Source organism: Acinetobacter sp. WCHA29 (assembly GCF_002165335.1).
Lineage (GTDB): Bacteria > Pseudomonadota > Gammaproteobacteria > Pseudomonadales > Moraxellaceae > Acinetobacter.
Window position 1 is genome coordinate 1 of record NZ_NHRQ01000005.1, and the last position, 14,645, is coordinate 14,645.

Annotated in this window: 14 protein-coding genes; 11 read left to right on the forward strand and 3 right to left on the reverse strand. The window is 37.4% G+C overall.

The window, feature by feature from the left end; all coding sequences use genetic code 11:
* The first annotated feature begins 284 nt into the window (after positions 1-284).
* Genes CDG59_RS05135 through CDG59_RS05145 form a run of 3 tightly spaced genes read left to right on the forward strand, consistent with a single transcriptional unit; the run spans position 285 to position 2,475 of the window.
* Positions 285-758 carry a YfiR family protein gene (locus CDG59_RS05135; RefSeq protein WP_087544219.1) on the forward strand — a complete coding sequence of 158 codons (474 nt, stop codon included), beginning with the start codon at positions 285-287 and terminating at the stop codon, positions 756-758.
* Positions 759-763: 5 nt separating this feature from the next.
* Positions 764-1,987 carry a diguanylate cyclase domain-containing protein gene (locus CDG59_RS05140; RefSeq protein WP_087544026.1) on the forward strand — a complete coding sequence of 408 codons (1,224 nt, stop codon included), beginning with the start codon at positions 764-766 and terminating at the stop codon, positions 1,985-1,987.
* 8 nt (positions 1,988-1,995) lie between these two features.
* Positions 1,996-2,475: an OmpA family protein gene (locus CDG59_RS05145; RefSeq protein WP_087544028.1), complete on the forward strand. Its 480-nt coding sequence runs from the start codon at positions 1,996-1,998 to the stop codon at positions 2,473-2,475.
* A 48-nt stretch (positions 2,476-2,523) separates the two neighbouring features.
* On the opposite strand, the gene CDG59_RS05150 is transcribed toward CDG59_RS05145, so the two are convergent.
* A complete protein-coding gene (locus CDG59_RS05150; RefSeq protein WP_087544030.1) occupies positions 2,524-3,534 on the reverse strand; it encodes a metallophosphoesterase in 1,011 nt (336 codons plus the stop codon).
* A gap of 168 nt (positions 3,535-3,702) precedes the next feature.
* Here CDG59_RS05150 and CDG59_RS05155 point away from each other — a divergent pair, with 168 nt between their 5' ends.
* Entirely contained in the window at positions 3,703-5,268 is a 1,566-nt protein-coding gene (locus tag CDG59_RS05155; protein ID WP_413772667.1) for a phospholipase D family protein, read from the forward strand.
* Between the two features lie 16 nt (positions 5,269-5,284).
* On the opposite strand, the gene CDG59_RS05160 is transcribed toward CDG59_RS05155, so the two are convergent.
* Positions 5,285-6,097 (reverse strand): lysophospholipid acyltransferase family protein, encoded by an 813-nt coding sequence (locus tag CDG59_RS05160; RefSeq protein ID WP_087544033.1) that lies wholly within the window; start codon positions 6,095-6,097, stop codon positions 5,285-5,287.
* A gap of 404 nt (positions 6,098-6,501) precedes the next feature.
* Between CDG59_RS05160 and hflX the strand changes: the two genes are divergently transcribed.
* From hflX to CDG59_RS05185, 5 genes are all read left to right on the forward strand, one after another.
* Positions 6,502-7,830 carry a ribosome rescue GTPase HflX gene (gene hflX / locus CDG59_RS05165; protein ID WP_087544035.1) on the forward strand — a complete coding sequence of 443 codons (1,329 nt, stop codon included), beginning with the start codon at positions 6,502-6,504 and terminating at the stop codon, positions 7,828-7,830.
* 43 nt (positions 7,831-7,873) lie between these two features.
* Positions 7,874-8,236 (forward strand): hypothetical protein, encoded by a 363-nt coding sequence (locus tag CDG59_RS05170; RefSeq protein WP_004660470.1) that lies wholly within the window; start codon positions 7,874-7,876, stop codon positions 8,234-8,236.
* Between the two features lie 12 nt (positions 8,237-8,248).
* On the forward strand, positions 8,249-8,917 hold the full coding sequence (locus tag CDG59_RS05175; RefSeq protein WP_005156147.1) for an LrgB family protein: 669 nt from the start codon (positions 8,249-8,251) through the stop codon (positions 8,915-8,917).
* 86 nt (positions 8,918-9,003) lie between these two features.
* Entirely contained in the window at positions 9,004-9,447 is a 444-nt protein-coding gene (locus CDG59_RS05180; protein WP_162620852.1) for a DUF2147 domain-containing protein, read from the forward strand.
* A 236-nt stretch (positions 9,448-9,683) separates the two neighbouring features.
* Positions 9,684-10,130 (forward strand): DUF2147 domain-containing protein, encoded by a 447-nt coding sequence (locus CDG59_RS05185; protein ID WP_005156153.1) that lies wholly within the window; start codon positions 9,684-9,686, stop codon positions 10,128-10,130.
* Between the two features lie 61 nt (positions 10,131-10,191).
* On the opposite strand, the gene CDG59_RS05190 is transcribed toward CDG59_RS05185, so the two are convergent.
* A complete protein-coding gene (locus CDG59_RS05190) occupies positions 10,192-12,375 on the reverse strand; it encodes a carboxy terminal-processing peptidase (protein ID WP_004660463.1) in 2,184 nt (727 codons plus the stop codon).
* A gap of 240 nt (positions 12,376-12,615) precedes the next feature.
* On the opposite strand from CDG59_RS05190, the gene nagZ reads away from it, so the two are divergent.
* The gene (gene nagZ / locus CDG59_RS05195) at positions 12,616-13,635 is read left to right on the forward strand and encodes a beta-N-acetylhexosaminidase (RefSeq protein WP_087544036.1); all 1,020 of its coding nucleotides are present in this window, start codon (positions 12,616-12,618) and stop codon (positions 13,633-13,635) included.
* A 134-nt stretch (positions 13,636-13,769) separates the two neighbouring features.
* Positions 13,770-14,612: a class I SAM-dependent methyltransferase gene (locus tag CDG59_RS05200; protein WP_087536491.1), complete on the forward strand. Its 843-nt coding sequence runs from the start codon at positions 13,770-13,772 to the stop codon at positions 14,610-14,612.
* Positions 14,613-14,645 lie beyond the last annotated feature (33 nt).

A 14,645-nucleotide genomic window follows, 5' to 3' on the forward strand; every position in this document is an offset into this window, starting at 1 on the left:
ACCTAACTAATCTAGCCAAATCCTTGTTTCTCAACAAGTTTTTATCTGCATCACCGCCGATGGATGTGCATTCTACACCATTCCTCTCCCAACACAACCCCCTTCCCTAATCTTTTTATTTAAGTGGACGTTTTTTAGACTAACTCAGTTACTTTTTGTCTATTTTCTTTGTCGATAAGAACTTTTTTTAAACAATTAAGTTAAGTAGAATGTACATCTTGCTTCAAATTTTTTGGCATTTTTGATTGAAAATACGGTTTATTAGTAAAAAAGTACAATTACTGTTGCTTTTAGCCTTGATCGCTACGAGTCAGATTTGTTACGCCATTTCAAATCATAATTTTTATGAATTAGCATTAACCATATTGAGTTATAGCAAGTGGTCGAATACATCTCGCCCAATTATTTGTGTAATAGATAATGCTGAGGCTTCAAGGCAATTTCAATCCAATATTAAACAACTTAGGTATGATTATCAGGTACAAGCTGTTAATTCAAAATATTTTCAAAAAACAGAATGTCATGTTGTGTATTTCTCAACAACAACACCGCAACAACAACAAAACTTGATTCAAGCTTATCCATCGCGTTCATTACTGTCATTAAGCACTAATAATCCAGCATGTGAAATTGGCAGTATTTTCTGTTTATACAACAAAAAGACCTCTTCTAGATTTAAAATAAATCTTGATGCTTTGAGTTACTCCAAAGTTCATATCGACCCCCGAGTCTTAATCTTGGCGAAGAATACGGAGTAATTAAAGTGATTTCGAATTTATATCAATCTACTTCGCTACATGCTTTATTCCGTAAATCTCAATTTACGATTTTTGCAATTACTTTTTTAATTTGCTCTTGTACTTTTGCAACAATTTCCATATTCACAATGGAAACGCACGCCAAACAAAATTTACAACTATTAAGTCAAACGCTACTTGAACGAATCCAGCCCGCTGTTGTCTTCAAGGACAAAGGAGCAATTGATCAAATTTTAGCGGACTACACAACAGAACATGCGATTCGTAGTATTCATGTTTATGTTCCAGAGCATCAATTATTAGCAGAAAGTACCAAGCAAATCGACCACACATCATTTTTACAAAGCGTATTAGATAAATGGTTTCTACATGATCCAATTAAACTGACGGTTATTCATCATAAGAAACAAGTCGGCGAATTAGTTTTATATGGCAGCTCAGAAAATATTTTACATTTCTTAAAAACCATCATTATTGGCCTTGCCATATCAATGTTTTTTATTGTGATTGCACTGTTATGGTCAGTTAATCTTACCTATCGCCAAATCATGCAAGCGATTAAACCATTAACCCATATTGCTCAATTAGTGAGTGACCAAAAAGCTTACAACTTACGTTTTCCAAATAACCATATTAAAGAGTTTCAAAATCTGAATACGGTATTTAATGAGCTCTTAGAAGAAATACAAGTTTGGCATACTCATTTACAGAAAGAGAATCTCCAACTTTCATTTCAAGCTCGCCATGACCAGCTCACAGGTTTACCTAATCGACACTATTTTTATGAAGAATTGCTCAATATTTTTAAAAACAAGAAATTTCGTCACAATTCTGCACTGATTTTCATAGATAATAATAAGTTTAAAGCAATTAATGATCATTATGGTCATCTTGCTGGTGATGCGGTATTAAGAGAAATGGCAAATCGATTAATGCAGTCTGTCAGACAAGAAGACTTTATTGCTCGTTTGGGTGGGGATGAATTCGCAATCATTTTGCATACCATCCATCATTCTGATCATTTACAAACAATCGCTGAAGGTTTACTAGCAAGTTGTGATGAGCCTTTGGATTTTAACGGTCAACTTATCCATTTTAGCTTTAGTTTAGGGATTGCATTTTCACAGTTTGCAGACAATCCAGATGATTTAGTCATGCAAGCAGATCAAGCAATGTATAAAGCTAAAAATTTAAATCCACATTGGTTTCTTTATAAACCAGAAATTTAGGACATGTTATGCGCGCTCACACTTTTAATATCTCCTTTGTAGCATTACTCTGCCTAACATTGGCTGGCTGTTTAAGTTTTGGTCCTTTGAAATATCGTCAAGTCAAAATGCTAAAAAAAGAAGGTTTCGTTTTAACAGAAGAAGGTTGGAGTCTGGGTCTGCCTGAACGTTTACTATTCGACTTTAATAAAGCAGATATTAAACCTGAAAATCAAAGAGAAATCGTTCGTCTTGCCAATCAATTGAACAAGTATGATCTGCAAAAATTAAAAGTTGTGGGTCACACTGATGATATTGGTAATCCTGAATATAACCAGAAATTGTCTGAAGAACGTGCTCAAAGTGTTTCTTCGATTTTCATTCATCAGGGTTTCAAACCAAATAATGTCACTGTGATTGGGCGTGGTGCAAGCCAACCTTTCGTGCCAAATACGTCTGACGAGAACCGCGCGAATAACCGCCGAGTTACGATTATTATTATTCCTTAGGTTGTAATTTTTTAAAAAAGCCAACTATTTAAAGTTGGCTTTTTTAATTTATATGAGTTCAATAATATCAATCGTCGGTGGAACTCGAAATCGAAATGGAACGCCAACCATGCCTGTCCCAACCGTTACAAATACATCAGCATGTTCATGTGTATAAAAACCTTTTTTGTGCCCCAAGATAGACACTTTTTTCATAATATACGTTGTAATCCAAGGAAGTTCTATTTGCCCTCCATGTGTATGACCAGCCAGCATTAATGGTCGTGTAGGTAATGCTGGCACCATATCTACTGTATCAGGGTTATGAGATAAAATGAGCCATGGTTTATCTTGTGGTAAGTCTGGCATAAATCGCATATTTGCTTTACCCGCCCATAAATCACCAATTCCAATTAAGCGAAACTCATCAAAATCGATAATCTGCCCTTCTATATCAATCACATTATTCTGCTCCAATGCATCTTTTAATAATGTCTGTATAGGTGGACCAGGATACTGCTCATCATGGTTACCAGGGACAGAATACACAGGGGCATGAATTTGTTTTAGTACTGAGAGTTCCTGAATTAAGCGATTCTCAGGTTCATAAGTCCAATCACCTGCAACCACTACAATATCTGGTTTAGCTTCATTTAACTTTTTAACAATGCTTTTTAATTGACGTTCATGCCCAGAAAACAATCCCACATGCATATCTGCAATTAAGGCCACTTTAACTGGTTGAATAAAATCACGATCCGGATTTAAACGGTATTGATGATGTTTAATATGAACCATATGTGGTTCAATAAATCGTGCATAAATCAATATGCTCGTTAAAAGGAAAACAAAAATACTCTCATGTAAACTGTAAAACTCAGACCAACCTGCATACAAGCTAAAAAACCAGAGAGGAACTAACAAATAAGAAAGATAAAATGCAGCTAGATGTACAAAAGCTTTAAAAGGATGAATCGTTTCAGTTCTTGCTTGATGAGTCCATGCCTGAGCGAATGCCCACAAGGCTAGAACAATAAAAATAATATAAAAAACTAATATAACTGTGTCCGAATTCGACATTAACACTCTCATTAATCTGACATTAGGGCATACATCGCATCTCATATTTATAATTTTTGATGAAATGCTATACTCAAGTCCAACTTTTAATCAGTAAAGATTATGACGCAATTTTCTCATCTAAATCGCAAACATACAAAAATAAGTACAACTACTTACAATAAAAGTATGCTTGCGATTTATTGCAGTATTGCGATCACAATCACAGGATGCAGCACACTACCTAAACATAAAATAGAGCCAATACAACAATCTAACATTCAACAATTAGAAATAAATCAGACAACTTTGGCTCAGATCATTCAACCTTTAGAACAACAAAATCCTGGATTGACTGGTTATCACGTTTTATTTGAACCCCTAGAAGCGTTAGCAGCACGACTACGTTTAATTGATAAGGCCGAGAAAACCTTAGATTTGCAATATTATATTTGGGACAATGACAAAGTAGGTGCTCTTGCTTTGCATGCGCTGATTCGCGCAGCAGATCGTGGTGTCAAAGTTCGATTACTTATTGATGATAACAATGCAAAGAAAACTGAAGGAATCTTCTTAGCTCTGGCACAGCATCCAAATATTGAAGTTAAATTATTCAATCCCTATCGTTTTCGCAAATACCGTGCGCTTGATATGGTTTTAGATTTAAAACGTATCAACCGCAGAATGCATAACAAAAGTTTTATTGCAGACCAACAAGTTGCCTTGATTGGTGGACGTAATATGACGAATCAATACTACAACGTGAGTGATAACTATCAGTTTTCTGATGTCGATGTGATGTTGGTTGGCAAAGCGGTCAATGACATTTCACAATCTTTTGACGAATACTGGAATCATAGTTACGCTTACGATGTAAGGGAAATTGTCAATCAAAATGCTCATCGCTTGAGCTATGAGAGCCTAAAACAGCAACTTGATGAGCATTATAATAGAGCAACGGTACAGAATTATCTTGATTTGACTGGTAACTCACAGGTAATTGATTCAATTATCAGTCGGGATATTCCTTTAAATTGGGTAAAAGCTGAGGTTGTAAAAGACTCTCCTGACAAAATTAAATCAAAAGCCAAAAAACAAGAACACCTTAATTTCCAATTGATTAACCACTTAGAACAACCTGAAAAAAATATTGACCTCATCTCGGCTTATTTTGTCCCTGAAAAAAAGGGTGCTAAAATTCTCAATGATCTTGCAAAAGATGGAATCGAAGTTCGAGTGCTCACAAACTCATTTCAGGCAAACGATGTCGCTGTTGTTCATGCATTTTATGGAAAATATCGTCAGGATTTACTGGAACATGGTGTACAGCTATATGAGTTTCTCCCCGCATTAAATAAAAATGATCTCGATAAACATACCGAAGAACTCGCGAAGAAAGCAAAAGTAAATATCAAAGGACTAAGCCGTTCCAGTTTACATGCCAAACTGATGGCGCTAGATGAAAAGCAAGTTTTTATTGGTTCATTTAATTTTGATCCACGCTCTGCTTATCTGAACACTGAAATTGGCGTGCTTTTAGATAGCCCACCTTTAGCGCAAGCTGTTCATGCGACTATGGATCAAAATCTAAGTAAATATGCCTATAAATTAGTGTTAGATGCCAATAAAAAAATTACATGGCGACGTGAAACACCACAAGGTCCTGTCATCTACACCAAAGAACCTCGAATGAAATGGTGGCAAAAGGCAGGACTGAAAATTATTTCATGGCTGCCGATTGAAGGCTTTATGTAATTTAAAGCGAGTATTGTTATGGCTGAGTATTTAAAACTTTGCTTTGTAACTCAAGCAGCCCTGCTCGCATTTGACGATCAACTTCTTTAGTTAAGCTATCTACCGTATGGTGTGTTACAGGAATTGCAGGTAGGGTCAATAAATGAGCGGTAACTTTTGGCATTTCTAAAACACGTTGCACATGTTCTACAAAAGACATTTCACCAATAAAAGGTGCGACCAGATCTAATTCACCTTGTTGATTGACATAGCAAATCACACAAATTTGAACTGGACGTTGCGCGTCAATCGCAGCACCCAATAAGCGCCCATGTACTTTTTTGACCTGACGACCATCTGTGGTTGTGGCTTCTGGAAAGAACAAAACTGGAATATCTTGTTTTAAAAATGCTGTAATTTGTTCTTTTATTCGGATTGAGTCACCAGAACCTCGCTTAATAAATAAGGTTCCACCGCCTTTTGCTAAATTACCCAAAATGGGCCATTTTTCGACTTCTGCTTTTGCTAAGAAGAAAATACGTGCTCCAGAGCCAAGTACAGCAACATCTAACCAAGAAATATGATTGCTCACCCAAAGCGCTGGTTCTCGTGGAATAGTGCCATGAATCTGCACTTCGATATTAAAAACTTCGCATAAACGGCGGCAAAAATACTGAACATAACGCGTATTCGTTGGATTATTCGGGTCTTTGTATAACCCGTGTCGATAAATGAGATAAAAACCTTCACCAATTGTTTCTAGACCTGAGGCTAATTTTTTACTATACAAGCTCAATTTAGAGATGAAATTTAATGGTGTGTTATTTGCTGCTGTTGCTTCTTGAGTCATAAATCATTAAAACCGTACGCATGTATGCACATTGCATTGAACTAGCTCACTTATATCATGCCCGTATCTATTTATAAAAGTTACCACCATGAGAAAAAACGAATGTGAATATAATTATTTTCAATTTTAAAAGGTTTTTTAAATTAAATATTATAAATAGATCGAATTAATAAATTAAGAGGTCATATGATGAATCCTCAACACACAACATCTCATAATCAAGTGAATATTCCTTATGGCTATGCTTTAAGAATATTTTTGGGCTGGTCAATTTTATATATCGGCACACTCGTTGGTTTTATCAAACTTATTCACCACCATGTCATATAAATCCATGAAGCCTTTGCCCTTTGCTTGAAGTTTATTCTAGAATAAGGCTTCAATACTCAGGATATGATAATAGCGTGGAATTTTTTGAGCGGCAACAAAGTGGTGAACGAGCAATTTTAGTCAGTGTTTCTGTGCAGTTACTCGATGACCTTGATGCTGAAGAGTTTCGATTGCTCGCTCAATCCGCTGGTGCTGAAATTCTTGAACATATTTCTGTACAAAGAAATAAACCAGACCCTAAATTTTTTATTGGCTCAGGTAAAGTTGATGAAATCGCAGAATTAGTTCAGCAGCTAGAAGCTGAATTAGTTATCTTTGATCACTCTCTTTCACCAGCTCAAGAACGTAATTTAGAAAGAATCTTAAAATGTCGTGTAATTGATCGTACAGGGCTTATTTTAGATATCTTCGCATTACGAGCACGTACACACGAAGGAAAATTACAAGTTGAACTTGCCCAACTTAAGCATTTATCAACGCGCTTAATTCGAGGCTTCACAGGTAATTTAGAACAACAAAAAGGTGGGATTGGTCTACGTGGTCCTGGTGAATCACAACTTGAAACTGATCGCCGACTCATCAAAGTACGTATTACCCAACTGAAAGACAAATTAGTCAAAGTTCAACAGACGCGATTACAAGGTCGTGCCGCACGCCAAAAAGCAGCAATTCCAACGATTTCTTTGGTTGGTTATACCAATGCCGGTAAATCGACACTGTTTAATATTTTAGCCCAAAGTGATGTCTATGCAGCAGACCAACTTTTTGCAACACTCGATCCAACCTTACGTCGTCTAGAATGGGATGGTATTGGTACTGTCGTACTCGCAGATACAGTTGGATTTGTAAGAAATTTACAGCATGATTTGGTTGAATCTTTCAAAGCGACCTTAGAAGAAACACTAGAAGCGACCTTACTTTTGCATGTAATTGACAGCAGTAGCCCTAACATGCCTGAACAAATCGAAGCAGTGGAATCTGTGCTGAAAGAAATTGGAGCCGATGCACCGATTCTTCATGTTTACAATAAAATTGATCTCAGCGGTGATACGGCAAAAATTATTTATAAGGCAGCAGATTTACCTGATCGCGTTTATGTTTCTGCGCATTCTGGGCAGGGATTAGATTTATTAAGCCAAGCTGTTCAACAATGCCTCATGGGACAGTTACAACATTTCGACTTAGTTCTCAAACCTGCTTACGGTAAACTACGCACACAACTTTATACACTCAATGTCATTCAAACTGAACAATATGATGAGCAAGGTGATTTGCATTTATCAGTTTGTATTGCTCCACAAAAATTGCATCAACTAATCAAACAAGCACATCTACCATTAGATGAAATTCTTGGAAACCAAGCAGCTTTATTTTACAGGCCTTTGGAAGAATTTGAAAAGTAAGCATCAATGTAATAATCGTTTATAAGTGAGAGTTAGAAAAAAGATGAAAGAAATTGATTGGACAGCCTGGTTTTGCACGATTCTATTAATTATTGTATTTCGTGAAGGTGCTGTTGCTATTACCACGGTCTTTCATCACCCAGAATTAGGTAATCTCGTCGGACTGATCAGCTTACTTGCAACTTTATTAATTTGGAGAAGATTTAGAAAAATCTCCAATCGCCTTATAGATACCAACAACAAAATCATGAAAGAAAGTGCATTTGCATTTTTGCCAATCTGTGCTGGCTCTTTGATCATGTTGGTACATTTAGGCAAAGAAATTCCAATCTTTTTATTTGTCTTAACCTTGAGTACTTTATTGCCATTGTGGATTTACGCCAAAATGGCGAAACGCTGGTTATAGGAGTTCATGAATATGTTAATGGTTATATATGGATTCGTGATTACCTTAATCAGTTATCTCATCGCAAAACCTTTAAACAAAAAAATTCCACAGATTCCATTAATTGTTTTTGCGATGTTTATTGTGATCGGACTACTCGCAATTTTGGGTATTCCTTATGAACAGTACATGAATAATGTGAATGGTGTCTTTAATCATTTGCTTGGTTATGTGACTGTCGCTTTGGCAATTCCACTGGCTGCAATGCGTTATGATGATTTACCAATTAAATCGATGATTGGCATTTTGTGTTTTGCAAGTATCAGTGCAGTTGCATTGCCGATGGGGCTTGCATATTTATTACACATGTCAGAACCAACAATTATGGCTTTTGCAACCCGAGCTGTAACGACGCCAATTGCTCTGAATATTGCCACACTATTACACGCTCCTCTGATGATGGTATCACTGATTGTGATTTTATCTGGAGTCATTGGCGCCGCATTTTCTCCGTGGATTTTAAAACATATCCATGATGAACGGGCTTCAGGCTTAGCTTTAGGTTTGGCAGCTCATGCAATTGGTACAGCACAAGCATGGCAGCGAGGTCCTGTTACAGGTCGTTATGCCGCTTTTGGTATGGCTGTGAATGGTGTGTTTACTGCTATATGGCTACCCACTTTTATTTTGTCTCTTTCTTAATTTGTCACAGAGATGTCAATTTATATTGAACTAGTTGTCAAAAATCCTACATAATGGGAGTTCAAACGTTAAAAGGATTTTTAATGATGGGAAAACAATTATTCGGTGCGTTGATTTTATCTGTAATGAGTAGTCTAAGCTTTGCAGAAGATATTACAGGTATGTGGCAAAGTATCGATGACAAAACTGGTGCACCAAAAGCTTTAGTCGAAATTCGTAAAGAAGCGAACGGTACTTATGCGGGTAAGATTGTAAAGATTACTCCACGTGCGGGTTACACACCAAAAGAAACGTGTGTAGACTGCCCAGCACCATATACCAATAAACCTATTTTAGGCTTAGACGTGATGACAGGCCTAAAACAAGGTGAGGGGCTGAACTATGTTAATGGTCGTATTCTAGATCCAAATTCTGGCAAAGTTTATAGTATGAAAGCAAAATTAAGTTCTAATGGCAAACGCTTACATTTGCGAGGCTATGTTGGCGTATCTGCATTAGGTCGTAATCAAATTTGGCTTCGCGATGAATAAATTTTAAAACGACATAATCACGCCGACCATCTATATTGGATCAAATTGATCACGGTTTAGCACTATAAAACACCTTTATTTCTTTCAGAATTAAGGGTGTTTTTTTATTAAACTTTAAAAAAATTCCTTGAAATTTCAATTATTAAAAAAATACACAATTGTAAAAGAATAATTGAATCTAGGATTAAAAATCCGAAATAATAGAGAGACAATAATAGTGGCTGAGTAGCTTAGACATGTACACAAAACTCATTACGTTTTTCTTCTTATTTAGTCTTAGCCATCTGACTTTCGCACAAGATATCGTAGGTACTTGGCAAAGCGTTGACGATGTAACAGGAGCGCCTAAAGGACAGGTTGAAATTATCAAAGAAGCTGATGGAACTTATATTGGTAAAGTTATTAAAATTACCCCGCGAACAGGTTATACACCAAAAGAATTCTGTACGGGTTGCCCTGCTCCTTACACGAACAAACCCATCTTAGGCTTAAATGTAATTACTAAGCTGAAGTATAAAAAGGATTTGTCTTATGCAGATGGAAAAATTTTAGATCCAAACACTGGTCGTATGTACAGTCTGGCAGCAAAGTTAAGTAACAATGGACAAAGGTTACATTTACGAGGTTATGTTGGCGTATCAGTATTGGGTCGTAGTCAAATCTGGATTCGTGTGAATAACTAAAAATCTAATCAATAAAAAAGCCCTAAATTTAAGGGCTTTTTTATATTGCTATAACTGTAGTTTAATGGCTTTGTAACTTTGCGTAGTCAATCAAAACATTTGCAGCTTCTGTAATAAAGGTTTCTTCTTCAGGCAATGCTGGTCGTGCATAAGCTTTCATTTTGGCACGTGACTCAATTAATGCATCAATCGAAGCCTGATAGCTTTCCCAGTTGGCGTAAGGTGCCTGACCTGTCGCTATACGACGCTGATTTTCAGCATTGAGTGTTTGCTTTTCTAAATCAATTAGCTCAGCTCGACGTTGAGCAATATCTAACTCAACTTTCTTCTGATCAGAACTTTTTTGTGCGATCAGTTTTCGAGCTTCTAAATAATTAAATTGTGAATCAGCTTTCACCCGCTGTTCAGAAGATTGGGTAAGCTTAGCAATATACGGTTGCACAGAACCTTCGCGCTTGAAAGGAGCTGTTGGAATGGTATCCCATTTCAATGCATTTTTAGCTTTACGCTCACCAAATTCTTCATTGTAAATATCAACAAGTTTGATATCAGGAATCACGCCTTTGTTCTGCGTACTTCCACCTGTAACACGATAGAATTTGCGTTGAGTTAACGTTGCCTGACCATGTGCTAAGGAGTCTAATTGAACCTGAGCGGTGCCTTTTCCTGTCGTGGTACTACCAATAATAATACCGCGCTCATAATCTTGGATTGCAGCAGAATAAATCTCACTCGCAGATGCAGAGGCTAAGTTAACAAGCACTGCCATTGGCCCAGCATAAATTTGCTCTCCGCCATCAGTGTCTTCAAAGACATTCACATTGCCATTGCCATCCCGAATTTGTACGACTGGACCAGACTTAATCACCTGACCCAGCATACGAGCAACTTCTTCTAATGAACCACCTGGGTCATTACGTAAATCAACCAGAACACCTTCTACTTTCTGTGCTTTGAGAGATTCAAATGCTTTTGCTGTATCTTCTGAAACTGAACGATATTCTGTACCAGCTCGACGTGAACGATAATCGAAATAGAAAGATGGAATTTCAATCACACCGAAAAGATGTTTTTTCCCATCACGTGTAATTTCAACTGTACGTGAACGAACACCCGCATCCTCTTCCTGAATCACATCTCGGACTAAACTCACATTACGTGCTTGGCTCATGGAAGCACCCGCACCGAGTAAGCGAACCGTTACTTTAGTTCCACGCTTACCACGAATCAATCCAACAATTTCTGAACTCGACCAACCAATAACATCAATCATTTTTTCGCCGTCTTGGGCAACGCCAATGATTCGATCTCCTGATTTGATTTGACCAGATTTACTCGCTGGCCCACCTTCAACAATGGTTTCAATCTTGGTGTAATCTTCATTGCCCCGTTCTGGGCGAATAGATACCCCAATACCTTCAAGTTGCAATGTGGTCTGGCGATTTAACTCCATCGCATCAATAGGAGGGTAATAATTACTATGTGGATCGTAAGTTGCCAACATTGCATTTAATGTTTTATCTAAAACATCATCGCTCTTTACACGACCAATACGTTCAAGCTGGCGCGTATAACGTTTTGTCAGCGTTTGTACTGGTGTTAAATCTTCTGGACCAGTTAAATCCTGACCATTTGCAAGCGATGGATCAGCTTTCAAAGCCTTTTGCTTCGCTTGCTCTTCTTCTTTGCTAATCGTTAAATTAATTAGCTGAGACACCAACATTCTCTGCCAATGTGCTTGTTGCTCGGCAGAAGTCTGAAAATAAGGCGCTTTTTCGCGATCAATATCAAGGTAAACACCCTTTTGCTGTAAATTTTGTGGCTTCTTCAATTCAGCCAACATAAATTCGTAGAATTGTTTCAAGCGTTCACGATATTGGGCATGAATCGCAAAAGGTCCAGTTAGGTTTCCTGCTTTTAATGAGCTACCAAAATTTGAACCATATTTATTTTTATATTCTGAAACTTCACTGCTCAGAAATAATGAATGATCTGGATCTAAGCTGTCCAAATACATATCTAAAATACGATTTGATGTCGCAGCATCTAAACGCATATTCAGATAATGCTGACGATCAACTAATGTTGCCAACTGACGTGCGACCAATGCTTGTTCTTGTGATGGCTTGATCACGGTTGAAACAACAGGAGCTTCCGTTGCCGCAAATGCCTCATTCATTGTATGAGAAAAAAATAAACCACCAGTCGCGATTGCAACTGCACACGCTATCATTTGAAGTTTCATAAAATTTTGGTACTTCCTTGGATATGGCAATTATTACATGCTAGTACAATCAATATGAACATATTTCATTCAATATTTTTACCAAACTGTAGTACAGGTTAATCATTATAAATAAATGACCAACAAGCACTTATCATCAATATCATGTAGTTTTATCATATTCTGTACTGACAAAATGTAGCAAATCATTGCACAATTTAGCTATCGCTTTTTTTACATCAAAATTCAAATGGAATCTATATGATCGGCGCATTGATGCTAGACGTTGCTGGCACAGAACTTACTCAAGAAGATATTGAACTATTACAAGCTCCGCAAGTCGGTGGCATGATTTTATTTGCACGAAATATTGAGTCTCCTCAACAAGTTCGTACTTTAACTGATCATATGCGCCAAGTCCGTCCAGATATTCTGATTGCTGTCGATCAAGAAGGTGGGCGTGTTCAACGTTTAAGACAAGGCTTCACCTTGTTACCTGCAATGGGGCGACTTGGTGAACATTATGTACATCATCCCGAACAAGCAATTGAGTTAGCCCAACAGTGTGGTTGGTTAATGGCAACTGAAGTTCTCGCTGTAGGTATCGATTTTAGTTTTGCTCCAGTCTTAGATCTCAATGATATTAGTGATGTGATTGGTGATCGAAGCTTTGCTAAAAATATGCAAGACATCGTTCCACTAGCTGATGCCTTTATGCGTGGAATGAAACAAGCAGGCATGGCGACAACTGGAAAACATTTCCCTGGACATGGTTCTGTAAAAGCTGATTCACATGTCGCTGCGGCGATTGATAGTCGCTCATATCAAGAAATTTACGACAAAGATATGCAAAGCTTTATCAAATTAATGCCTCAACTTGATGCTTTAATGCCTGCGCATGTGATTTATGATCAAGTCGATCCAAACCCTGCTGGCTTTTCTTCATTTTGGCTACAAAATATTTTACGTCAGCAACTTAAATTTGACGGCGTCCTATTCTCTGATGACCTGAGTATGCAAGCTGCATGTGTTGCTGGTGGTGCTGATGCACGTATTCAAGCGGCATTAAATGCGGGTTGTGATATGGGATTAGTGTGTAATGATCGAACAGCAGCATGTACAGCTTTAGATGGCATTCAAAAATTGGCTTTACCAAATCAACAACGTCTAGAGCGTATGCGCGGTAAAATTCCAAACATCCAAGTAGGCTCGACACTAAATTTAGATGAAAGTTGGCAGAACGCAAAAAAAGTCATTGAAGACTTTAAGAATTCGTTTTAACTTGCCAATAAGCAAAAGATGATTTAACACACCATCTCCAATTGATCTATTTAAAAATGAATAGGTCAATTTCCTCGCGCAAATGGGTTGTGCATAGGAACAGAATAAAATGAAAAAAATTGAGTCTAGGACAGATGACACAACAACTTTCGAAACACCGCCATATTTCTTTTACTGCACACTATACCGGCTATATTTGGTATCAAATGGGCATTTCGCATCCTGCATTAGCGACAACTAAAGGAAAAACACTAGCAGCCTTAGTCCATCCGATTGAAAGTTGGGCAGAAAAGTATGTTGGTGGAAGTATGCGAACAACCTTGAAACAACGCCATACCATGCTTGATACGCATTTAGAGCAATTGATTCAGCAATATCCAAACCTACAAGTACTTGAAATTGCATGTGGCTTATCGCCACGAGGTTGGTGGTTTAGACAGCATCACCCAGACATTTGCTATCGTGAGCTTGACTTACCTGATATGGCCGCTACAAAACAAGCAGCATTACAACAAATTGAACCACATGTTGATGATGTCCTATCCGTTGATTTATTTACAGAAGCATTTGCAAACGTATTTAAAGTCTTTGACCCTAAACGACCTTTGGTGATTATTAGTGAAGGCTTAATTAACTACTTTGAAAAGCCGTTACTTCAGCAACTTATTCAAGCAATTGCGATCTATGGCCGCGACTTCAAAGAACTTCATTATTTAACCGATCTTTATCCAGAACCCACTCAAAATAAATTAGCAACCATTATCTGGAATAGTAGTCGTTTATTGAAATTAATGTCACGCAGCGCTTTTAGCTTCCACTTTAAGACACCAGCAGAGGTAGAGAATTTTTTTCATGAAGCTGGTTTTAAGCAAGTTGAAGTGCTTCAACCTAAAGAATTCTTTGAACAAACACATTTAGAAAACAAGGAACAGCATCTCGGTGATCTTGTTTGGATGATTCAAGCGACCAATAAATAAAAATCAAAAAAAGAGAAGTGAATTCAAAACACT